Consider the following 22,210-nt stretch of genomic DNA (forward strand, 5'->3'; position numbering starts at 1 on the left):
CTATTACGTCAATTGATGACCGACTCTTTGGGTGGGATCGGTTGGAGATCCGCTGCGTAGTAATCCGGGCTGTAGTTGATGGCTCGGATCTGGATGTATTGCCCGTCCGATACACCAATCTCCTGCACCAGGTAGGCTTGAGCTGTACGCGCGTCGTCACTCGCGAACGAGAAGATCGTGCGAATGCCTTCCTGCCCAGCTTCAGTAACCACGGACTCGCTCGGCGGGCTTTGCAGCATTACCTTGTTTGCCGCCAAGCCAGCCGTGACGTTGATGCTCTGCAGGCTTCCATCGCGCCGCATCAACACAATGCTGTGATTGACCGTCGGCGCGAACTCCACATCGCGGCTTAGCGTGAGCTCGAGCCCGCTCTGCCCCACCACTTCTCCGTCGAAGCTTCTGAACCGCGTGTTGTCGACGATGTCGACGCGTGTGTTCGGCAGCAACGCCCGAGCATCCGTGGTGGTCTCGGTCTCGATGGAGATTCGCTGCCCGATCAGCTTTTGGTACTCGCGACACGCGCGCAGCCATGCCTGCGGATAGGACCGAATGCCGGGAATTTCGAACTTCTTCAGTTTGGTATGGCTACCGTCCAACGGAAGTCGAATCGTCTCGGCCTGCTGTGTCTCGGGGTCCTGGTAGATGAACTCCACACCGTCGTAGTCGGCATCATTGGCAAACGTGCGAGTGATCGTCTCAGCGTCCGGCCTCTTGTTCCGGTGCGTGAAAAGCGCCGTGCTTGCAGGCTGCGCTCGGTCGAATGCCAACCGGATCCTCCCGCTCTGGCGGTAGGCAATGCAGGTCCCCGCATTCGCGATCGTCTGGATCGTCTCCTCGAGGCTCGTGTTCTCACTATCGAAGGTGTAGTTGAAGGTCGGCAGTTCGGGGTGGATCGCATAGGCGAGATCCACTTGTGCAGACATCTGCACCATGTCGAGCTCAGCCAGTGTCCGGCTGCCGATCTTCGGGTCGAGCGCGACCGCCGCGATCACGTCATGCAGAAATCCTGTGGCCTCCAAGGTGCCGGACACATGGCGCCCATCCGCATCGAACGCGCCGGAGAATCCGCTGCCGGTCCACCTTGGCAACAGCCGACTGGCAATGCAGTTGAGCTGCCGGTTGCGCACGGCCGTTGCCCGCGGTGTGGCCCTGGTGACAGTGTGGATCGTTGTCTTGTTGCCGAAGTGCGGCTTGGTGATCGGCGACACGCTGTACAGGTCGGCCCACTTAATTTCATCGACGATCGTGCCTTGAAAATCGTAGAGATAGGGCGTAGTACGGCGCATGCGCACGCGGGCGGGGCCCACCCATCCCGTGACGCGCTCCAGCGTTTCACCACGCTCATCGGTCGTAGCACCGGTCATCGTGCTGCTGACGGTCTCGATATTGCCAGTGGGATTCAGATCTGCGTCGAGCTGCTCGATCTGCATCTGGTACGACACTGACAACGGCGAACGCCCCCCGTTGTCCGCAAAGAGGCCCTGTGCGGCCACCACATTGGTCCAAACCTGCGTTCGGTCAACCGCCGGCTGCACGATCCAGTCGGTCCAATCGACAAGCCCGTTGTTGACGATCACCGTAGTCAGCAGCTCTGGGCTGTAGCCGTGGTCGTCGGGGAACGTTGCACCATCAAGCACGAGAACCTGATCGTTCACTTCCGTGATCGTGCGTGTGCCGGCGTATCCTGGATGATGGACAACACCATCGACGTGAACTCCGATCGGGAACGGGAAGCCCACCTCGTCGACTTGCGACCCACTAGTCACCGTGATGATGTGACTCGCCGGCTTCGTATCGACGGTGAACGTTCCGTTGTTGCCAGCGTTGGCAAAACCCGAGATGGTCACTTGGTCGCCAGGAGAAAGCCTTGTGAAAAGCCCTGCACCTTCCGGGGTAGTGTCCGTGTATTGGCGAGTGGCGCCTTCCACAACGGCATTGCCGTCGATCGAGTACACCTCATCCAGATTGGAGATAGTGACCGTCTGCCCGACTTCGCTGATCGCGTTGAAATTCGGTCGAGCGTGGAGCTGCAGGATCTGGTCCTTCGCATTGCCCGGAATCTGGATCTCGCGACCACTGGCGGTCGTCACGTTCCTCGTGACCCCTGCCTTGGCATAGACGTAGTTGTCCGCGCTGGGCAACTGAATCTGGTTCTGTGCCTTCAGCGTGAAACCATCGGTCTCCACGGCCCGACGCACCGACACGATCGCATCGATGATGGCGGGGCCAATCTGCAATTGCGGCGCGCTGCCGTCATTGGGCGAGTGGAATGGCGGGTAAACCGCGGCGCTGGCGCCAGTGATCGAGGCAATCGGCGTTTCGCCGTCTTTCACCTCGGAGATGGTGTGGTAGCCCCGGCCGACGCAGTAGTACCCGAACTCGATGCGTTGATTGTTCTGGTACTTGACGTACGTTGGCATCATGAGCGACGGCACACTTTTGACCGTGCCGTAGATGTCTTCCACACGCTGCAGCAGGCGCACCTGGTTCTCGCGCGAGCCAAGTGCATTGTTTGGCGACTGCTGGGTCCGGTTCACATTCGCCGGCATGTCCGGCGGCGGGAACAAGATCGCCGATGCCACCGACAGCACCACGCTGATCAGAAAGCTGGCGATGGTCGCGGGCTCGCCCGGGCTCTCGAGCACAACGTAGTCCGCAGCATTGGCGTTGAGGATCGCATCCAGGTTGCCGCTGATCTCAGTCTCCGCAGACGGCTCGCCTGCGAAGATCTGCACATTGCCTCTCGGGCCGGCGCCATAGTGCTCGAGCAGCCACTCGGCCAGGCTCGACGGATAGAACACCAGCGGCGCGCAGGGCGCGAAGGGATGCTCATAGACACGGACTCTCACGGGTGCCCCCAGAACTGCATGATGGGATAGGTGTCGGCCAAACTCGCAATGTCCTGGTACAGATTTCCATCTTCGAGGGCATGCAGCACCTTGCCGTCGAAATAGACGCCACAGTGGTGAAGTCCCAGCGACATCGAACGGCCCAGCAACACGATGCTGTAGTCCTGCGGAACTTCGATCTGCTCGAACCCATGCTGGCTCTTGTGCATGGCAATGCGGAAAGCGCTTGCGATTGCACGCAGAGAGCTGTTGATCGTGCGATAGGCCGTCACGTCCTGGCCCAACTCCGCGCTGTACACATCGGCCACGAGAGCCCAGCACGGCGGGCTGGGGTACTGTCTGGCCAGGTAGTCGTTCACGTTCACAGGAAACCTCTCATCATGGGTACGTCGCGTGGCGTGTAGATCTCGCCGGTGCGGGTCACATTCAGGCGCGGAGACACGGCCGACAAAGTCGCCGTGCCCAGTCGATACGAGACCGATTCGGTCTGCAGTACAGCCGTTGTCTGTGCCTCGCTGAGGTCGTCGCTCAAGTACTCCCGATAGACCGCGCGAACCTTCTCTTTGGTGCCGACCGGGATCCGGTCCATCTCACGATGGAACTCGTCATTGATGTCGACGGTGTCGATCGCGACGTCAAACTTCTGGTCAAGGTTGCCCTCGCTGCCGGCCAGCTTGATGTCCAGGTTGATGGGCAGCACCTCGACCACGCCGTCCTCGGTCGTGATGTGCCCGGTGTAAGGCTCGCGCCAGAAGCGGAAGACCTTAGACAGCGCCGAATGGCTCAGCTCGAGCGTCTGGATTGCATGCTTGTTTTGGGGAGCCGACGCCAGCCAGATACGCAAGCGTGTTTCGAGATCGAGTGACATCAGAGTCCCACTACGTTGATGTCGATGTTGGCGAAGATGGCCAGACGACTCAGTAGGTCGTCGGACTGGTCGCCGGCGACGTTCCACAGATCGAGGAGAGCTTGCGCATCGGCGGCCGAGTAGTCGTAGACACGGCTCTCCGCCTCGACGGCAAACCGCACCAGCGTCACTTGTCCGCCGACACGCGTCGCGTCGTAGCTGCCCGGAATGATGTTGCAGGCATGCACCTGCAGGCCGAACCCGCTGTCGATCGGCATGTCGAAGGTGATCGCGCCCTTCTTGAGGATGTGATGGAAAAACACCGTCCACACGCTGTAGCGCGCAGCATCCATCCCCATCTGGACGTTGTACCGCTGGACCCCTCGGTCGTAGTCCATCCCGTAGCGCGGCGCACCGCCCGCTACCTCGGTTCGCCTCACCCCACCCGGCCCATCGGTGCCGTAGCTCGATGTGATGATCTTGAATCCCCGCGGGATGCTTGGATTGGGCATCAACGCCTCCGCTCTGATTTGTAGTTGCGGCGCATGCCTTTGCTGACCACGCTGTTCGGGTTGTCCAGTGCGGCGGCGACTTCCTCAAGCGTCAGCTGCTGGCGCCCATCGGGCAGTTGCTCGACACGTGCGTTGTCAATCCGGCCAGATGTCTGGTTGACGATGACCATCCCGCCCGCTCCGCCGGCGCCCTGCCCCTTTGTGTGGTCCACGACGGTCTCGCGCGGATGCATCATCGCCATGAAGCCGCCTTTGCCGTCCAGGCCGCCAGATCGTGGGCCGCTACCTGTGTAGCCGCCACCATCAAACTTGAACATGCCACCGATCCCCGAGAGAAGGCTGCCCCAGTTGAAGCCACCGCCGCCTCCACCGGTGCCGAAGGCGTTGTTCGAGCTCAGCAATTTGTCCAGCGAATTCCCCCCACCCAGTAGCCCCGAGAGGTAGCCGGACACAGGCCCGGTAATACCTTGCCGAATGGCTGCTCGTGCCAGATCCGCCGCAATGGATTCCATCAAGCCTTTGACGTCCGCTTTTCCCTTCGTGACCAAGGATGTGAGCGCGTCTTCTGCACCACCGAACGCTCGCGTCGCCGCCTGTCCAGCGCTCTTGAAGCTGTTCTCGGCGTCGTCGCTGTAGTTCGCCAGGGCTTCGCTGGCGCCGAGCTTCCAGTCGGACTGCTTGGCCTTGATCGCAGCGTAGTAGTCGCCGTTCGCGGCCAGCGCGCCCTGCAGCGCAATGCGGATGTCCTCGGTGGCTTTCTTGTACGCGTCGGACTCGAGCGTTTTGTTGCGAGCGGCCTCCTCGGTGAAGGTTCGCAGCGTGCGGGTGTACTGACGCTCGATCTGCTCGCGCGATCGCTGCTGCTCGGCCGCTTCGCTGCCCAGGCCCATCACGCTCAGTCGATCGTTGTACTGTTCGCCTTGTTGCGACGCCATGTCCGCCAAAGAGCGACGCACGCCATCGGCAGCGTTCTCGGTCGCCTTGAGCGCCTCGGCCCGGCGCTTCGAGTCATCCAGCAAGATCTTCTGGAACCCGATCTCGCGCTCGGTCGCCGCGTTGATCTCAAGCTGGGCGCGGATCTTGTCCTGACTCGCCACGAGACTCTTCTGCTCGGCCGTAAGCAGCGTCTTGCCCTTGAGGTCGGCGATCAGCTGGGCAAACTTCGCCATCTCGCGCTCGGCATCGGTCATCTTGCCGGTGCTGCTGAGTTGGTCCTGCAGCGCGGCGCCCTGCTGCCGCAGCGTCTCCAGCATCTTGGTTCCGGCATCGTCTCGGAACACCTTCGCCCCGGCGCCCTTGGGGTCCTTGTGCTTCTCGTCGATCGCGGCCAAGCCCGCGGCCAGCTTCTCGGCCGACAGGCCGGTCAGCTTCGCATCGCGCTCGAAGCTCTCGCGTTCGTCCTTGCGGATCTGCGCCTGCGAGCGGTTCGACTTGAGCAGCGCCTGGACGCGCTGGTCAGCCGCGATCTTGGATGCATTCGCGGCCGCGCGCTGCCCCTCTGCGAAGGCGACGTTCTGCTCGTTCAGTACGCGCCTGCTGGCCTCGGCGATATCGCGCTGATTCTTCGCGATCGCAGCGGCCGACCCACCGTTCGTCTTCAGAAAGTCAGCGATGCGCTGGGCTTCCTTCAAGTCGCTGTCCGGCGTGCGCGGGGCGCCGATGCTGCCAACGCCGTTCGCCAAGGTCTGCCACATGCCGGTAGCCACGCCCGCGACACCCGACAGGATGCGCGACAGCGTGCCGGCCTGCGCGCCGACCGACTGCATGCGGCTGATGGACTCGCGGGCGAGCGCCTCCTGCGCCACGCCTGCGGCCTGTTCCTTCAAGCCCTGCTCTTCCAGGGAGCGGATCCGCTGGAAGGTCGCCAGGTCAAGGAAGTGCAGGCTCTCGTTGAGCTTGGCGGCGGCCTTCGTGGGTTCGTCCGACAGGCTGATGAAGGTGTCGACAGCCTTGCTGACCGATTCACCCGTCAGCTTCGAGAAGGCCGCGACGCCCGTGGCCACAGTGCCAAGCACATCGCCAGTGACCTTGCCGCTTCGGGCCAGTTCATTCACGGCATCGGTGGCCAGGCTCTGCGACTTGACGACGCCGCCGGCGCTGCGCGCCAGCTCGTCCAGTTGGCCCGCCGAGGCGCCGGCATAGTTGCCGGAGATGATGAGCGACTTCGAGAACTCGGTTTGGCGCTGGGTGACCTGGTAATAGGCCAGGCCGAGCACCGCGGCCGCTGCAGCTGCAAGCGTGAAGGGGTTGATCAACCCGGTGATGTAGGTGCCCAGCGCGCGCGCTGCAGGCCCGGCGCCGCCAAACATATCCTTCAGCTGGCCGCCCTGTTGCAGAAAGACGGTCAGCGGTGCCTGGCCACCCTGAAGACTCGTGACGATGTCGGTGAACTGCGCCGGCACACCACGCATGGCGGCGGCCGTGGCGCGCGCGGACATGCCGACGTCCTGGATGACGGGCGACGTCGCCCGCAATGCATCTTCAGCAGCCTTCTGCTTGGCCTTCACCGCGTCGAGTTGATCCAGGTACGGCTTCAGCGCCGTCACGTCGACGCCGCGTTGGCCCGCCAGGACGCGGTAGAAATCGGAGCTCGACTTGGCACCAGCTTCGGTGACCGCGATCTGCCGCTGGATGGAGCTGACGATATTGCGGGTCGCGACGTCGACCTTCTTTGCCGATTCCTTGCCGCCTTCGCCGATCTGCTGAATCCCCTTGGACGCTTCGGCGCCGGCGGATACTGCCGTGGCGGCAAGCGAAGCGATGGACTTCTTGCCTTCGCCAACGGCCGCCTTCACGCCCGAGACGTCACCGTCGATCACCAACTGGTCTCTACCGACGGTGGCCATTTCAACGCTCCCAAAAAATGAAGCCCGCGATCAGCGGGCGATGCGGTGCGCTACGGCTCCGCGGGTTTTTCTTGCTCCTGCAGTTCCCTGCGGGTCTCCAGGGCTTCGGACTCGAGGACCTGTATGTCGTCGAGCAACGCGTCCCACGCGGCGGCAGACAGTTGCATTCGGTCCAGCAAGGGGTAGACCGCGGCGTAGTCCAGCCCGGTCAGGCTACCCATGCCGCCGACTCGCCACTGCGTGCCGAGTCGGCAGAACAGATCGACCGCCTGCGCGGTGTCCGGCCAATATGTGACAGGGTCTGCCGCGAAGTCTTCCGCGGTCATGCCCCACTGCGCCAGTGCCGAAGGATCGGGCGGCACCGTGTACAGCGCCCTGGAGACCGCCTTTAGTTTTTTGCGCGGCCTTCGGTAACAGCCAGCCGGTAGTCGTCGGTGATCGCGGCGATCGCAGCAGGAAACTCGTTCGCGAGAAGCCTGACGCTGTCCCGGTCCAGCTCGTCGTCCAGGTCCCAGGCCAGCAGCGCGCCAAAGATGTGCTCGACATCTCGGTCGATCCCTTCCTTGGCCGCGGCCGAGATTTCCGCGCCGGTGGGCGGCGATGCCTGGCCCGTGGCCGCCTTGTAAAGGTCGTCCATGAACGCTGCGTACTGCTCGCGCGTGCGATAGCGGAACGTCACTTTGATCTGGACTTCGAGACCGTCGAGCTGCTTGAACGTGACGGTGCGGGCGAACGACTCGGGCGGACTGCCCAGTTTGATTTTCGGCATGGTTGTCGGTTGAAGTGTGGAGAAGGAATGCCCAGGGCGGCCGCCCCGGGCGCGCAGGTCACGCGGTGTAGCGCGTGATATCTGCGTTGATCGAAAGCGTCATGGTCACGGCCATGCCTTCGTTCTTCGTCAGCGTGGGCACCTTGTTGAAGCTGACCGTGCCGGAGTACAGAAGGATCGCGCCGTTGGGAAGCGTGATTCGAAGCACACGCGTGTCGCCCAGCCGATCGGCTTGGTCGAGGGCGGCAAACCAAGGCTTCTTGTCGTCGTCAGCCAAGGTGAGCGTCGCCGTCTGAGCGCTGCGCTCAGTCGGTATCTGCTTCGTCCGGCGCGAGTCCAACGGCGAGAAGCCCCAGTACTGCTGTTCGCCGCCGGCAAAGGCCGTGCCGATGATCTGGTCGATGGCGACCCAGGTCGTCACTTCCTTCGCGGTACCGAGACCGAGCGAGGTCGGAAAGCGGATCAGATCGGAGGTATCGATGCCTTCCAGTTCGAAGTTGTCGGCAGCGGCGTCGTCGACGCGGGCTGCGCGCCCCTCGAGCTCCTCCCACCCGGACTCAAGCAGGATGATCTTCCCGTCCGTGAAGCCATGGCCGACACACGAGGCGACGGCGGGGTTTGCGTTGGAGAGCGCAGTCAATTCCTTGACCGCACCGAAGATTGACGAGAGCGCCACTTTGGCGCCGTTGGGCAGTTGAACCATGATGAAGGCCTTTCAGAAACAAGAAAGCCCGCGAGCGCGAGCGGTGGATAAAACGCCCTCATCGGGCAAGGAATGCCACGCAGCAGGGCCGCGCGGCGGGACTCGTTCTAGCGAGGGCTCCAGATCGAGAAGTCTTGGCGACTGCCGTACAGGCCGGTCTCTTCGTCGTGGTCATCGATCGGCGAGCCGATCGGCTCGACCTGGAAGTCCTCGGCAGACATGAGCAGGTTCTCGAGCTGCAGCCCAAGTGCCTCGACTTGCAGCGCACGGTTCGACCAGATCGCGATCTGGACACGCTCGTTCTTCACCGAGGGCAACTCCGTCCCCAAGAAGCTGATCGAGCGGCCCCCGACACATTGATAGGCCGCGTAGGGCCTCTCCGCGTCAGCAGGCGCGACCACCGGATATGCGGCGATGCCGAGCGACTCCAGACGCTCAGCCACCCATTCGAAGACGGTCATGAGCCTCCCTTCGCCAGACTGGCATAGCTCTCACTGAATTTCACGCGGCCGGCGTCGAGCGCGCGATCGATGGAAGCCTCGTAGGCGGGCCGCAGGAACGGCTGGGCCGGCGCTCGACTGGTTCCGTTCTCCACCCAGTGCCCGTACGGCGCCTTCTTGCGGTTCCAGCTCACGTGATAGGTCGCGTGGTCCTGCGTGCTGTTGTCCGCGCTGTAGGCCTGGTAGATCGCCCGCCGAAGAGAGCCTGGCTCGAACCAGTACTTCTGCCCCGTGGTCTTGAAAGAGGTGCCATGGAACCAGTGCCCCTTCGGTGACGCGGGGACGCGCAGCAGCACCTCCTGGTAGACAACCTGAGTTGCCGCCTGTGCCGCCGGCCGCACCGAGGCGCGCGCACGCTCGAGGACGCCGTCCAATGCTGCATCGCAGTTCGAACCGTCGAAGCGCATCGAGATCTCACGCACGCCGGGCTCCGGTCTGGCAAACGAGATCGAGGTAGCGGCGGCCGGTTGGATCCTTCAGCACCGCGCGGATGTCGTAGGTCTCGCCGTCATGCTCAACCCACATGCCGGCGACGATGCCATCCAAGTAGCGAATGCGGATCGAGGCCTTCACGATGGAAAGCTCGGCATCGCTCTTGATCGTCTCAAGCCCGTTCGGATGTCTCACGTCCGCCCATACCGTGGCGACCTCCACACTCCCGGTCTGCGGTTGCCCCGCCGTGTCCCGACCGATCGGTCGCTTGATGGTGACCAAGTGCCGCAGCTTGCCGATCGCCGTCATATCGACACCCGCCGGCGCTCGAGCGCAATCAGGTTCTCGACCGCCCGGTTCTCGTGCAGTGCGATCTCGACCTGTGCCTGCTGGTTCTCGATGAGGTCGCCGATGAGCAGCAGCATGGCGGACTTGATCGTCCCGGGGATGCTCGCCACCGTCCATCCGCACGTGATCACGATCTCGACAGGCGCAACCGCCGACGCACTGATCGTTCGTTCGCGCTTGGTGTACGTCACCGGCCCGGTCGCGTCGGTCACGCTCACCACGGTAGTGATGTCGTAGGGCAGCTGCGCGCAGCCGGCCCAGTCATCGAACGTGTACTTCAACGTCTGCGGGCCAACCGCCACGGCCAGCTCCTTTTGCATCCACGCGCGCGCCGTCTCGATCGCGTCGGTGACCTCCGGGTCGCGAGCCGACCCGGACAGCTTGCAATGCAGCTTGGCGCGGGCCAGATCGATGATCTGCTCCGCAGGGGTGACGATGATGGGTGTCATGGTGCTGATGTGTGCTTGTGAAAGCGGACGGGAGATCCGCTTTCAAAAGGGCTCGCATCGAGCGAGCCATGGGAAATCAGGCCTTGTTCTGGGGCAGGGTCTGCGCGTAGCTGACGGCGGCCTTGTCGCTGTCGGCCACGCCGTCGCGTTCAAGCGCCTTGACCTCGCTGGCGTCGACTTCGATCAGATCGTTGGCATTGCCGAGCGCGCTGTCCACCAGCAGTCGGACCTTCGTTTTCTTGCCGCCCTTGGGCTGCTTGCTGCCTTCGGGAGGCGCAGCGTCGTCGAGGCGTGCATCGCCGGTCGTGACCATCTTGTCGGCGATGTCGTCGGGAACTTCAAACTTGGTGCCCTCGTCGATGGCTACTTGGCCCTCGCCGTACTTGCCGGCGGCGATGGCCAGCAGCGCAATGAGTGTCTTCATGGGGATCTCCTGAAACGGGAAATGGAAAAAAGAAAGGCCGTGCAGACGTCTGCACGGCCCGCAAGCATCGGCGCCGGCGCGTCGATCAGGTCGCCGGATGCTGGTAGGTCTTCACCCCGCCCAGATCCATCAGGTTGCCGCCCGAGCGGCAGAAGGCAAGGAAGCCCACCTGGCCCTTCTTCGCATAGGTGCTGTCGTCGAAGCGGTAGAAGGTCACCTCCATCGCATCACGCACCTTGTAGTTGCGCATCGAGCCGAACGCGATCGATTTCGCGTTGGCCGCGGGCGCAGGCATGTAATTGTTGATGTCGACCGGATAGCCCAGCAGCTCGTCCGCACCCATGCCGGAGATGCCCGCGTCGTAGCTCGGCGTCCAGATCGGCCGGCCGGCGGTGTCCTTCATCTTGCGCGCCACCTTGCGCACCGCCTGGGAGAACATCCAGCCCGGCCGAACGTCCGCAGCGCCGTCGTCGCCCGGCTCGGGTTCGAGATACGCGACGTCGAGAGAGTCGACGATGTCGACAAAGTCGTCGTAGAGCACCGTCGCAACTTGACCAGTCGCCCCGACCTTCCCAACCGTCGCAGCAGTCACCAGACCTGTCGGCTCCCCGGTACCGGTGCCGATCGTGAACAGGCGGTTCTGAATCCGGCCAATGCGAGTACGCAGCCGACGATTGACCAAGCCGATGATGTCGATGCCCGAGTCCTGCAGGAGCTCGATCGGGACCGTAACGACCTTCGAACTGAACTTGTAGACGTTCAGCGGGCGAGTGCCGAAGCCGATGTCCTGGTCGGACGCAGACGCGTTCTGCGCGACGATCTCGCCTTCTTCCGCCGTGCCGTCGGTGGTGGGCCAGCTCATGTCCACACCGTTTTCGGTCTGGATGGTCTCGGCCGCGCGGCGCATGGCGCCGTAGCTCTTGAGCGACTCGATGAGCGTCTTGGCCACGATCGGTTGCACCGTGTAGCCGCCTTCCGAGCCAGTCGTGGTGCTCATGGCATTTCGCACCTTCTGCGCTTCCTCGCTCGACATGTCGCGATCCTTCTTGCGCAGAAAGATCTCGAAGCCCTCGACCTTCTCGTCGCGAGGTCCCTTCCTCTTGCGTTCGGCGTCGTCGAAATTGTTTTCGGCCTCGTTGTCCAGCATGCGCTGGTGCGCCTCGACCTGGCGCTGCGTGCGCTCGGCATCGTCCATCAGGCCGTCGAACTTGGCCTGGTCTTCCTTCGACCAGGTCTGGTCGCCCTTGTCGGCCAGCAGTTTCTTGCCTTCCTTGTTCAGAGCGGAGAGACGCTCCCGGAGTGCTTGGATGCTCATGGAAATTCCTTTCGAGTGTGGATGAGCTGTCAAAAAAAAGCCGCCTCGAAAGGCGGCCGGTCGCTGCGCGAGAGCGTCAGGCGATCTGGAAAACCCGCAGTCGGCGCTCGTTGCGAGCACGCTGGGCTGCGAAGTCGGGTTCGGGGTCCGGGTCTGCCGGCGGGGTTGCGGGGGCGATCAGCGCCTTCGGGGCCTTCTCGTACGCCGAGAGGTTCCATCGACGGCCGCTTGCGTCCTCGACCGCGGCCTTGTCGGGGTCCGCAGCGAGACGACTCGCAAAACCATGCTCGATCGATTCGGATGCATCGAACCAGGTCTCGTCGTCCATCCACTTGACCAGCTGGGCGACATCCAGGCCGGTGCGCTTCGCATAGTCCGCGACGATGGCGCCGTCGACCTTGTCGAGCAGGTCGGCTGTCTTGCGCATCTCGTGCTTGTTGCCCCAGGTGATGGTCCAGCCGTTGTGGATCATGTAGAAGCCGCCCTCGACGATCTCGATCTCGTCGCAGGCATCGACGACCGTCGTCGCAGCGCTGGCCGCCAGGCCGTCGATGTGCCCGATCGTCTTGCCCTTGAACTGCTTGATCGCGGTGCGGATCGCGCGCCCCTCGAACACGTCGCCGCCCGGGCTGTTCACCCGCACGTGCAGCGTGGTCGAGGGGTCGAGGGCCGCGATCTGAGGGGCAACCTGGGCGGCGGCCACGCCCCACCAGGCGTCGATCACGTCGTAGATGTAGAGCGTCGCGTCGTTGTCTGCCTCGTTGCGAACGAGGTTCAGCGGCTTGCGCTCGGTCGTGCTGTTGTCACGCAGCAGCTGCAGGAGCTTTTGGTTCCTCATCGGACTCTTCCTTGGGTTGAGATGCCGTTTTCTCCGGCGGGAAATAGACCTCGGCGCAGCGACCGCCCATCGGTGGCAGGTTCTTCTTCCTGCGGATCTCGTCGACGGACATGTAGCCAGGTCCTTGGCCCGGGCCTCCGAGCGCCGCCCTGAAGAGCTTCGACTGCCCTTCGCTGTTGCTCTCCAGCAGCGCGTCTCGGTTGAACTCGACGTACAGGCCGGCTCGTCGGAAGAACTTGCGGTTGAGCTCCTGCTCGATCCGGTTCAGGTGCGGGTTCAGCGTGAAGATGACGAAGGCCTTGCCCTGCTCCTCCATGCCGCTGCCCCAACTGGTCGCAGCCGAGGTTTCGCCGATCAGGTGGGGCGGCACGCCGAATGCTCGCGCGATGTCCACGACCTGAAACTTCCGGGCTTCCAGCAGTTGAGAGTCCTGCGCATCGATGCTCAGCGTGTTGGCCTTGATGCCTTCGGTCAAGATCAGCGGCTTCTCGTGGGCGTTGTGCACGCCGCTGTACTTCTCGGCGAACGATGCCGCCAAGTCCTTGATCAGGTCCGGGCTCATCTTGTTCGCCGACTCGAGCACGATCGAAGGATGAGCGCCGCCGGCGAAGAACTTGCCGCTGTACTCATCCATAGCCATCGCCGCCCCAGCCGCGTTACGCGCCGCGTGCTGGATCACGCTCTTGCTGCGCAAGCCGTCGAAGCCAAAGCCCGGGAAATGCAGCATGTCGTCCTGGTCCGCGCCCCAGGTGCGCAGGCCGTCCTGCAGGTAGTACTTCAGCCGATCGACGCCATTGCGCTCGGCGGCCTGGTCTCGCTCGACCACCACGCTGGACCACGGCAGCGGCACCAGCTCGCGGATCTGGCCGCTTCGGCTGCGCCCGATGAAGGTGAACGAATCGCCGCGCAGCTGGGTATTCGCGCCGACGGCCTCCCAGTGGGAAGCCGCCATGTAGCGGTCCGTCGGCTGCTCGTTCAGCAGAAACCACAGATCCGAATCTTCGACCCGCTCGGTGATCCCGTTCGTACGACGGTAGATGTGGAGCGGCAGCGAGGCGATCGCGCCTGAAATCAGCGTCACTGCGCGGTAGACGGCAGACACGCGCATCGCGCTTTCGGGCGTGACGCTCATGCCTGCCGCCGATCTACCGGCGCCGAAGAACTCCGTGATCTTCGGATCCGAGCTCATGATCAGCGTGCTGTCGGAGGTATGGTTGCTCACCAGTCCCATGCGCGCCGGCGCGCCAGGTCGCGCTGCGGCCCACTCGGCGAGCACGCGCGAGCCGTGCGCCTTGGCCTGGAGGTCAAGCGTGGTTGTCATAGCGATACAAATCCTTGTTGAACTTCGTCGCTGACTTCCATGCCCAGCGCGCGACCGAATGCCATCAGCGCAGCCAGGGCGCCGTCGATCTTGTCGTCTTCGCGGTCCTTGGTCGGGCTGAGCAGCTCGTTGAACTTGCTCTTCTTCACGACCAGGTTGCTGATCATCCAGGTGAGCACCGGGTTGCCGTCGTGCCGGATCTTCCCGGCCAGCACGAGGTTCTCCAGCTGCAGCAGGACCTGCGTGAAGTACATCGCCTTCTGCTGGATCTCGACCAGCGGCAAGCCTTCGTCGAGCAGCTTGCGGGCGAAGTACATCGACAGCGCGGGGTCGAACGCGACCTCCTCGAGCTGGTGCAGCTTGGCGTCAGCGCGCAGGTCGTCCGCGATGACGTCGAAGTCGGTGAGGTTGCCCTCATTGACCTTGACGTAGCCTTCCTCGACCCAACCGAGCAGCTGCGCATTCGAGCTCTCCTGCACCGCATATTCGTTGTGGTACAGGGTCACGAAGAGGTAGTACAAGCCAGCCCGCTCGAACACCTTCGCCTTCGCCGCGAAGTCCTTCTTCTCCGCCAGGTCCAGGCCGCCGTATCCCACCTCGCCCTTGAAGTCCTCCTCGCGGATGCTGGTGTCCTTGCACTGGGCCCAGTACTCCATGTCCATCCAGGCCACGCCGGCATTGGTCCACACGTTCAAGTGCTTCGTGAGGAAGTTGCCGCGCGCGCTCGGCGTCGCCTGCGCCTTGCTGCAGGCCGCCATCAGCTTGTCGACCTTCACGCTGATGCCGAGGTTCGGATTGGCCTTGCGCCAGACCTTCGGGTCCTTCCAGTCGTCGCCTTCGTCGATCGTGAAGATGATGCCGAACCATGTCTCGTCGGTGTGAGTGCCCTCCAGGACCTTGATCGTGTAGCCGCGCAGCTCGTAGCAGATGCCCGACATGTCCTTCCCGGCCGTCGTGATCGCACTGATCATCGGCTGCGATCGGGAGCCGTCGGCCGACTCGATCACGTCCCACAGGTCGCGCTTCTTGTGCGCGTGCACCTCGTCGACGGCGGCCGAGTGGACGTTCAGTCCGTCCTGCGTCGACGCTTCGGCGTTGAGCACCTTGAACGTGCTCGCGTTGTGCGCAGCCGTGATGTCGTGGCGGCCTACCGTGACACCGAAGCGCTGCCGGAACTCCGAGTCGCGCAGCACCATCTCGCGGGCGGTGTCGAACACCTCCCGCGCCTGCTCGCCCGTGGTCGCCGCGCTGTACGACTGGGCGCCTGGCTCGTGGTCCGCGAAGCACAGGTACAGCTGCCGGCCCGCGACGCGCGTGCTCTTCGCATTCTTCCGGGCGATCTCTTCGTAGCTGCGCCGGAAACGTCGAAGGCCTGTGTCCATGTGGACCCAGGCGAACAGGTTGTACTCGATGAAGACCTGCCAGTCCTCCAGCCTGATCTTCGCGTACGTGATCCGGCCGTCAACGTAGATCGGCTTGGCCCACTCGCCCTTGATGTGGCTGAGCAGCTCGATGAACTGGCACTCGCGAGAGCCGGCGCGGTCATTGACGATGAACGGAAATTCGGGCGTGCCCTGGCGTTCGAGATCTCGCAGATAGCGCTTGCACGCGAGCCGCTCGAACTTGCCCGCGGTCTCCCTTCCGTCGACCACCCGCTGTGCATACGCCAGCGCGCGTTCCGCGTAGGTGGCCATCAGTCGAAGTCAGCGAAGCCGGTCGGGACTGCGTTCGGGTCCTTGGCCTTGGTGGGCTCGGCGCCGCCGCCTTCGAAGAGCTGCAGCTGGGCGCGGATCGCGGTCGTGACATTTGCCTGCTCAGCTGGCGTCAGTCCGAACTTTGCGAGCAGCGAATACATCATCTGCCGTTCGCTCTTCAGGATCTGGTAGCGCGGGTGTTGCACAGGCATGCCGCCAGGGGTGGTCGCTTCGAAAGCCTCTGCAGGATCCTTGCCCTGTTCGCGCAGCAGCTTCTGACGCGCACGCAGGGAGTGCCGCAGCTCCTTCACGTCGGAGATCGTCTCGCAAAGGTCCTCGAAGATGTCGCTGTACACGACCGACATGAGGTTGTAGCGCAGCAACTCCGGGCCAAGGCGCTTGAACACCTTGCGCGCACCTGCACTCAGGTCCTTGGGCATCGAGGGCATGCCCACCTCGGGGCGGAAGGTTGCGCCGAGGTCGATCGGGCGGTGGCCGCGATTGCCCTCGAGGACCTTCAGCTCCGCCGGCTTCGGTGCTGGACCTCGCTTCATGATTCATAGACCTCGGAAGAATGACCGCCTGCAGGCCAAGAGGTGGAGACCCCCCACCCCCTTTAACCTGCGTGCGTAAAAATTTGGGGAACCGATCGGTTTCCGCCTTGCGACCCCAGGGTTTTGACCACCCCCCCCATGCTCGGCATGGGCCAGGGATGCCCCTGCGCGGTCACCGCAAGGCCCACAGCGCGCTCGCCGCTACGGGCCAGGCAATGGGCACGCTCGCTCAACGGCCTCGTGTGCGACCTCTCAGGCGCTCGGCCAGTGACTTCTCTTCGTGGTGCTCATCGCACAGGCCTTGCGTGTTGGCCGGGTTGTCCTCGCCGCCTTCTTCGAGCGAGACGATGTGGTCACGCTGCGTCGCCAGCGCAACCAGGCCGAGCTCCTGGCAGCGCACACACAAAGGGTTCTGTCGGAACAGTTCCTCTCGCATGCGCTGCAGCCGTCGACCTGTGATGCGCTTGGTCGCTGCCTTCTTCGGCTTGGTCCAGACCGGACGCGGATGCTTCTCGCATCTGCCTGTGCCATCACGCACCAGCACATGACAGCCGGGATGTGAGCATGGTCGCGGGGCAGCTGTCGGCATCGGTGCTTTCGTTGAGGCGCAGGCAATGATCACCAGGCAGGTCGGCCTCGCCCGCTTAGCCGGTGCCGTCAGCAATGCTGTGGCGTCGGACCCTCCCGATGATCGACAAAGAAAAACCCGCCGTCGTTGCCGAGGGCGGGTGCATGTGTGTGTCGCGATGGTTTAGGTTCTTCGGCTCTCGACCAGCGCACGCTGAGCCAAGTTCTCTTCGAGGCGCCTGTCGGCACGAGCCTGCGCCAGTTGTTTGCGCCGTACCTTCTCGGCTTCGCTTATCGGTGCGCTCGACACCTTGGCCCTCGCGAATGCTTTCGCCAGTTCAAGCTTTGGAGAGAAACCCTGATAGGCCATCTGTTAATCCATTTTTCACCGACTGACTGAAATCTAACAAAAGTGTCTATGTCGTAAAACTCCTTTTTATCGCCGCGCGTGTCGCCTCTTGCCTCTCGGCCCGCTCCGAGAACCAGGTTGCGAGCAGCCGGTCCGCGACATCGAGCAGCGCATACACGTTGGATCGGTCGCACTCAAGGCGCCGGCATGTGCCGCTGACGCCCAGCCCGAACGGGTACATGCAATAGAGCACTTCGTACACATGCGGCCTCGACAGCTTGAGCGCCTCGATGCCCTCGTGCGTCACCGAGGCTTCGATCTCATCGAGCGGGATCTTCGCTTCGCGCTCTGTGCCGGGTGCATCGTTGAGGAACGACGACTGCGACGAGAAGCCGAGGCCATTGCCTGCCATCTGGCATCGCCATCGCGCCCAGTTGTCCAGCCGCGCTTTCACCCATTCAATGCGTGCCATCAGTCCCCTTCGGCTCGGGCCACATGCACACGAAGGTCATGCCGTAGCGCTCGACTAGGCGGGCGACGTCAGTCGGCACCGCCGCGTCCCACGGTGTCCCGGCCTTGTGGTCTCGTTCGCAAGCGAAGAAGCAGTTCGGCTCGCCGCGAATGCCGCGCCGAACCAGTGCATACGCTTCCTTGCCGACCACAGCGGCCTTCTCCTGGATGGCCCGGTAGGTCCTAGGCATGCGGTCCTTGATGAATCCGAGCCGGGCGTTCACTTCGGCGACGGTCATCGCCTGATCTGAAGTCATGATGTCCATGTGTCCAAACCTTCCTATAGAAGAAATACGTGAGATCGAGGGGCTGTGCGCGCGCGAGTGCACACGTCTGCACGCCTCTGTGTACGGGCGCCCGCTTTGGAAATGGCGCGGTGGACAATGCAGCGGCTGCAACCCCCAAACCGGAGGAAGAAGCAAGCCGCTAGAGCTCCATGGGAACTCCTGGCCACCGTGGACACGTGGACACTCAGGTCATAGGCGCGTGCGTCGACTTCCCCGCTACCGCACCGCAGTGGGGGCGCTTGCCTCCCAGCCCTTCGGGCACACCGCTGCCAATCTTGCGTCTGGCGGTGTCTGCGATACGGCGCGTTTGTTGCGCCGTGACCTGTTGGTCAGAACGGCGCATCGTCGGCGTCTCCATAGTCGTTGGCCGGCAGCTTGGGCGCCGGCGCGGATGTGGGCACAGTGGCTCCCTCTTCGGTTTCGTAGGGCGGCCAATCCTTGGGCCGCTCATATCCCCACGCACGAACACCGTTCTGCTGCTTCTTGCAGCGCTCCCAACCTTCGTGCTCCATCCAGCTGCGGATCTGCCCCTCGAGCGATGCGTTGCTCTTCGCCGCATCGACGCCGAGGGCCGAGGTGAGCTGTGAGATCGTGACGAACGGTGTGAGCTCGTTGACGATCGCGCCGATGCCCGTCGCCATCGGCGGCCTGGTCAAGACGTGCAGCAGTTCACTGAGCACTGCGGTCTCGACAAGACGGCTTTCCTGCATCGGGAAGAACAGGCGCTCCTCGACGTCGATCGTGGGAGTGAAAGGCTCAGCCTTCAGGTACAGCGCGAAGGCTTCGGAAAAGAGCTTGTCGCGGTTCCGCAGCAGCCATTCGATATCGATCACGTGCCGGACGGGCACAGGCCAGAACCGCCGATTCCCCGTGCGGTCCCGCAGGTAGGTACGTTCATTCGTCGTGCCGGCCAGCACGCACTGGCGGGCATACGCTTCGACCACGCGGCCGTAGCTTGGCCGGTATCGGTCGACCTTCGCCGAGATGAAGGCCTTGATGATGTTGATCTCGGACTTGCCGAAGTTCGCCAGCTCGGCGATCTCATACAGCCAGAGCCCCTGCACCTGTTCCTGGCCTTCCTTGCCGCGGCTCACGTCGAAGTGCGTGTCGCTGAAGTAGGCCGAGCTGGCCAGCGTCTCGACCATGGTCGACTTGCGCATGCCGCCCGGGCCCTCGAGCACCGGGCAATAGTCGAACTTGCAGCCCGGCTCCATGATGCGATTGACCATGCCGAGCAGCCAGAAGCGCCCAACCAAGCAGAGGTATTCGAAGACTTCGGGCTTGATCGTCTTCGGCGTCTCGCCGATCACGTAAACGAGCCACTTGTCGATCAGTGGTTTGGCATCCGGGTCGGGCTCCGGCAGACCCGTCAGGTACTCCTGCACCGGATGAAAAGGGTTCTCGTGCGCGACCGTCTCGATGGCTTCCATCAATGCCGCGCGGTTGATGCTTGGCAGGCCGTAGGTCTTGCTGAGATAGCGGCCGAGCAGAAGGTCGACGGCGCCGGTGATCGGCCCCGCCTTCGCGTGCGGCCACGGCCACGGGCGCCGTGCATCGATGTTGTTGCTCAGCTGGTTGAGACCAAGGACCCCCACGAGCGCCTCGTCGTTCAAGAGGGCCGCGATCACCAGCTTGCGCGAAACCAGCCACCTGCCCTTCTCCCCGTCCCAGTACGGCTTGAGCCACCACGGCAGTTTCCCGTCATCTTCGTCCCCAGCGTCAGCGGGACTTTCGCGCGCGGATCCGTCTGATCCACCACCGCGCCCGCCGGCGCCGGCGCCCGCGTCAGAAGAGGGAGCGGCCGCGACGGGAGCCGCTACGGGTGCCTGCAGCGGCTGAGCACGAGCGAAGAAACCGACGACCTGGTCAAAGGTCCACCCGTCGACCTCGATGGCGTCGCGGCAGTCCCACCCGTCAGGCACGTCGCCCGGCGCAGGGATCGGCAGCATCGAGACGGTGCACGCATGGGTGTCACGCAGCAGAGCACCGATGGAAAGCATCGCTTCCATGCCCGGCTGCTTCTCCGGCTTGAGCCGCGGCTTGGCCGCCTGGGCAATCTGCAGGGCGATCTCGGGCGCGACGGTCGCCGCTTGGAGGCATTGCGCCGTTTCCAGTTTGGTCAGCTTCTCGCGCTTTGCGTCGCAATCGGGCCAGAGCAGCACGGTGCTACCCGCCAGCCATTCCCAACGGGCTTTCTTCCAGCCATTGCACCCGCCGGGCCAGCTCACGACGCAATAGACACCCGGTGCGCCGGCGTCGAGCAACCTCTGCAGCACCTCGGCCTTGACTTCGCCTTCGACGACGATGACCGTTCGGTCGTTTGGATGCGCTCCGCCTGGATAGAAGAGTGGACGCTGCGGATCCCAGCTGCGCCACTTCCACATCATCGAGTTGTCACGCAGGCTGACCGACCAGGTATAGGGCAGCGTGTCCTTGCCACCGTCCGATGTGCGAAAGCGCACCACATACCCGAGCAGGGCTCCGTCAATGCGGTACTCCGCCTTGTGAACGATGTCCTCAGGCTTCCGGTGGTAGTGCCAAAAGGTCGGCGCTGGTGCGTCCGGCGGCGCCGGCAGCCTCGTGGCCCACTGCTCCTTCTCTCGCTGCGCAGGTGCCGGCGGTGGAGGTGGCGGGCGCGGCGGCCGCGGAGCGCCGTCGCCTGGCCGCTTCACGATGCCGGCCAGTTCATGCAGATCGTGGTCGTCGGCCAGCTGGATCGCCGCCTCGGCCATCGTGAGCGAATGAATCGCCGCGTAGAGACTGACCAGGTCGTTGCCCTTCTCCTGGTCGGAGCTGGCGAAGTCGGCCCATTTGCCTGTCGAGAGATTGACGGCGCAGCTGTCCCCCTCTCCACCTGAGAGGGAGCCGCAGATGTACTCGCTGCCGCGGACATAGCCGCCGCGGATCCAGTCCGGCACCAGGTCTCGTGCCTGCGCTAGAAGCGCATCGGCCAGAGCCCGGAAGTTGATGGGGGGAAGTGGTGCGCGAGGCATCAGACGATCGAAACCGACCAGGTCGCGAAAGCCTCACGAAGCGGGCATTTCGTGCCGCTCGCCTGCTGCAGCCGCTTGCGCGGGCAGTACTCAGCCACAGGCCTGTTTCGATAGTCGACCTTGCGATCGCGCACGGGCACCAGGATCCCAGCACGCCGCATGTTGTCTACGGTTCGCCGTGCGGCGACGTACCCCACCTGCGCATAGTGCGCCAGCTCGAGCAGGGTCGGCGAGCGCTCAGGGGTTGTCAGCGCCAGGGCTGCGTCGAACAGTGCCTGGCGTACTTCTCCGGCGGGCCTCATACCCGCCCCGCCTTAATAACGGCTATCACCTCGTTGAGTTCACCCGCGAGTTCTTCGAAGCGGATGAGCGCGCGTGCACTCCTGGCTTCAGGAGACTCCATGTACTTCGCCACGAGGTAGGCGATCACCGAGCCAACATCCTTGGTCGCCTTGATGTAGGCCTCAAGATCGTCGCAGTTCAGCCGCTGCGTGTCGCCTTCGGGCTGCTTGAGCTTACGCGAGAGGGTCGAAGGGCTGAGATCCATCTTGCTCGCAAGGTTCGCCGCGTTCAGTCTCTGGTCCTGGACACGGAAGGCGATGTACTCGCGGAGACTCCCCCAATGCTCGGGAAGCGCGGGGTCAAACGAGACAGTCAGATTGGGGTGTGCAATGGATGACATTTCGGATTGCCATGTGTTGCCATGTCAAAAACAGGCGAAAAAAAGAGACTGCTTTCATGCAAAGCAATCTGACGAGTTCAAACCACCGCTGTTGGCCAGGCCTCCGCCTTCGACTTGGCAACTTCGATGTCCAACAAAGGGCGGCCGCCTGGATGCGGCCAGGCCGGATCAGCGAGCCGCGTGCATTTGCAATCCGCGCCCCACTCCTCGACGTTCACCTTGCCGCCCGTGGCGTGCTCCAGTGCGACCCGATTGGCCCAGTTGGGCCGTCTGCCGGCATAGCCGTGCTGCCATTGACGGATCTGGGCCTCGCTCTTCGCCTTGATCAGGACGCGCAACTCGGATACCGAGCGAGAGTCCGGGAGTTGCAGGTAATCGTTGAGGTTCATAGGAAGCGAATCTATAGCGTTTGCTATTCATC

General features: G+C 63.4%; 26 protein-coding genes. All 26 read right to left on the minus strand.

All coding sequences use genetic code 11. From position 1 onward, the window contains the following. Positions 1-8 precede the first annotated feature (8 nt). Entirely contained in the window at positions 9-2,849 is a 2,841-nt protein-coding gene (locus NU688_RS15260) for a host specificity factor TipJ family phage tail protein (RefSeq protein WP_257861532.1), read from the minus strand. Beyond that, a complete protein-coding gene (locus NU688_RS15265) occupies positions 2,846-3,214 on the minus strand; it encodes a hypothetical protein (RefSeq protein WP_257861534.1) in 369 nt (122 codons plus the stop codon). The genes NU688_RS15260 and NU688_RS15265 overlap by 4 nt, the downstream gene beginning before the upstream one ends. After that, on the minus strand, positions 3,211-3,717 hold the full coding sequence (locus tag NU688_RS15270) for a hypothetical protein (RefSeq protein WP_257861536.1): 507 nt from the start codon (positions 3,715-3,717) through the stop codon (positions 3,211-3,213). Before NU688_RS15270 ends, NU688_RS15265 begins: the two co-directional genes overlap by 4 nt. Further along, positions 3,717-4,208, minus strand: coding sequence for a hypothetical protein (locus NU688_RS15275; protein WP_257861537.1), 492 nt, complete (start codon positions 4,206-4,208; stop codon positions 3,717-3,719). Before NU688_RS15275 ends, NU688_RS15270 begins: the two co-directional genes overlap by 1 nt. Then, positions 4,208-7,054, minus strand: a complete 2,847-nt coding sequence (locus NU688_RS15280; protein ID WP_257861538.1) for a phage tail tape measure protein — start codon at positions 7,052-7,054, stop codon at positions 4,208-4,210. The genes NU688_RS15275 and NU688_RS15280 overlap by 1 nt, the downstream gene beginning before the upstream one ends. A gap of 50 nt (positions 7,055-7,104) precedes the next feature. Next, the gene (locus tag NU688_RS15285) at positions 7,105-7,380 is read right to left on the minus strand and encodes a DUF1799 domain-containing protein (protein WP_257861539.1); all 276 of its coding nucleotides are present in this window, start codon (positions 7,378-7,380) and stop codon (positions 7,105-7,107) included. Positions 7,381-7,442: 62 nt separating this feature from the next. Beyond that, on the minus strand, positions 7,443-7,823 hold the full coding sequence (locus tag NU688_RS15290) for a phage tail assembly chaperone (RefSeq protein WP_257861540.1): 381 nt from the start codon (positions 7,821-7,823) through the stop codon (positions 7,443-7,445). A gap of 58 nt (positions 7,824-7,881) precedes the next feature. Then, positions 7,882-8,526, minus strand: coding sequence for a phage tail protein (locus tag NU688_RS15295; RefSeq protein ID WP_257861541.1), 645 nt, complete (start codon positions 8,524-8,526; stop codon positions 7,882-7,884). A 107-nt stretch (positions 8,527-8,633) separates the two neighbouring features. Next, entirely contained in the window at positions 8,634-8,987 is a 354-nt protein-coding gene (locus NU688_RS15300; protein WP_257861542.1) for a DUF3168 domain-containing protein, read from the minus strand. After that, a complete protein-coding gene (locus tag NU688_RS15305; RefSeq protein WP_257861543.1) occupies positions 8,984-9,448 on the minus strand; it encodes an HK97-gp10 family putative phage morphogenesis protein in 465 nt (154 codons plus the stop codon). The genes NU688_RS15300 and NU688_RS15305 overlap by 4 nt, the downstream gene beginning before the upstream one ends. Then, entirely contained in the window at positions 9,441-9,767 is a 327-nt protein-coding gene (locus NU688_RS15310; RefSeq protein WP_257861544.1) for a phage head closure protein, read from the minus strand. The genes NU688_RS15305 and NU688_RS15310 overlap by 8 nt, the downstream gene beginning before the upstream one ends. Beyond that, positions 9,764-10,255 (minus strand): hypothetical protein, encoded by a 492-nt coding sequence (locus NU688_RS15315; protein ID WP_257861546.1) that lies wholly within the window; start codon positions 10,253-10,255, stop codon positions 9,764-9,766. Before NU688_RS15315 ends, NU688_RS15310 begins: the two co-directional genes overlap by 4 nt. Positions 10,256-10,331: 76 nt before the next feature. Further along, the gene (locus tag NU688_RS15320) at positions 10,332-10,679 is read right to left on the minus strand and encodes a hypothetical protein (protein ID WP_257861547.1); all 348 of its coding nucleotides are present in this window, start codon (positions 10,677-10,679) and stop codon (positions 10,332-10,334) included. A gap of 85 nt (positions 10,680-10,764) precedes the next feature. After that, the gene (locus NU688_RS15325; protein WP_257861548.1) at positions 10,765-11,994 is read right to left on the minus strand and encodes a phage major capsid protein; all 1,230 of its coding nucleotides are present in this window, start codon (positions 11,992-11,994) and stop codon (positions 10,765-10,767) included. A gap of 76 nt (positions 11,995-12,070) precedes the next feature. Next, positions 12,071-12,832, minus strand: coding sequence for a head maturation protease, ClpP-related (locus NU688_RS15330; protein ID WP_257861549.1), 762 nt, complete (start codon positions 12,830-12,832; stop codon positions 12,071-12,073). Next, positions 12,798-14,153 (minus strand): phage portal protein, encoded by a 1,356-nt coding sequence (locus tag NU688_RS15335; RefSeq protein ID WP_257861550.1) that lies wholly within the window; start codon positions 14,151-14,153, stop codon positions 12,798-12,800. Before NU688_RS15335 ends, NU688_RS15330 begins: the two co-directional genes overlap by 35 nt. Continuing rightward, entirely contained in the window at positions 14,150-15,847 is a 1,698-nt protein-coding gene (locus tag NU688_RS15340) for a terminase large subunit (RefSeq protein ID WP_257861552.1), read from the minus strand. The genes NU688_RS15335 and NU688_RS15340 overlap by 4 nt, the downstream gene beginning before the upstream one ends. Continuing rightward, positions 15,847-16,401, minus strand: coding sequence for a P27 family phage terminase small subunit (locus tag NU688_RS15345; RefSeq protein WP_257861553.1), 555 nt, complete (start codon positions 16,399-16,401; stop codon positions 15,847-15,849). Before NU688_RS15345 ends, NU688_RS15340 begins: the two co-directional genes overlap by 1 nt. Positions 16,402-16,630: 229 nt before the next feature. Continuing rightward, on the minus strand, positions 16,631-16,990 hold the full coding sequence (locus tag NU688_RS15350) for an HNH endonuclease signature motif containing protein (RefSeq protein WP_257861554.1): 360 nt from the start codon (positions 16,988-16,990) through the stop codon (positions 16,631-16,633). A 162-nt stretch (positions 16,991-17,152) separates the two neighbouring features. After that, a complete protein-coding gene (locus NU688_RS15355; RefSeq protein WP_257861555.1) occupies positions 17,153-17,338 on the minus strand; it encodes a hypothetical protein in 186 nt (61 codons plus the stop codon). A gap of 46 nt (positions 17,339-17,384) precedes the next feature. Then, positions 17,385-17,789 carry a hypothetical protein gene (locus NU688_RS15360; RefSeq protein ID WP_257861556.1) on the minus strand — a complete coding sequence of 135 codons (405 nt, stop codon included), beginning with the start codon at positions 17,787-17,789 and terminating at the stop codon, positions 17,385-17,387. Then, positions 17,776-18,093, minus strand: coding sequence for a hypothetical protein (locus NU688_RS15365; RefSeq protein WP_257861557.1), 318 nt, complete (start codon positions 18,091-18,093; stop codon positions 17,776-17,778). The genes NU688_RS15360 and NU688_RS15365 overlap by 14 nt, the downstream gene beginning before the upstream one ends. A 350-nt stretch (positions 18,094-18,443) precedes the next feature. After that, positions 18,444-21,032, minus strand: a complete 2,589-nt coding sequence (locus tag NU688_RS15370) for a VapE domain-containing protein (protein WP_257861558.1) — start codon at positions 21,030-21,032, stop codon at positions 18,444-18,446. A gap of 74 nt (positions 21,033-21,106) precedes the next feature. Beyond that, on the minus strand, positions 21,107-21,409 hold the full coding sequence (locus tag NU688_RS15375) for a hypothetical protein (protein WP_257861559.1): 303 nt from the start codon (positions 21,407-21,409) through the stop codon (positions 21,107-21,109). Further along, positions 21,406-21,789 (minus strand): phage regulatory CII family protein, encoded by a 384-nt coding sequence (locus tag NU688_RS15380; protein ID WP_257861560.1) that lies wholly within the window; start codon positions 21,787-21,789, stop codon positions 21,406-21,408. The genes NU688_RS15375 and NU688_RS15380 overlap by 4 nt, the downstream gene beginning before the upstream one ends. Positions 21,790-21,866: 77 nt before the next feature. Continuing rightward, entirely contained in the window at positions 21,867-22,178 is a 312-nt protein-coding gene (locus NU688_RS15385; RefSeq protein WP_257861561.1) for a hypothetical protein, read from the minus strand. Positions 22,179-22,210 lie beyond the last annotated feature (32 nt).

The organism is Variovorax sp. ZS18.2.2 (assembly GCF_024701975.1).
Classification (GTDB): Bacteria; Pseudomonadota; Gammaproteobacteria; order Burkholderiales; family Burkholderiaceae_C; genus Variovorax.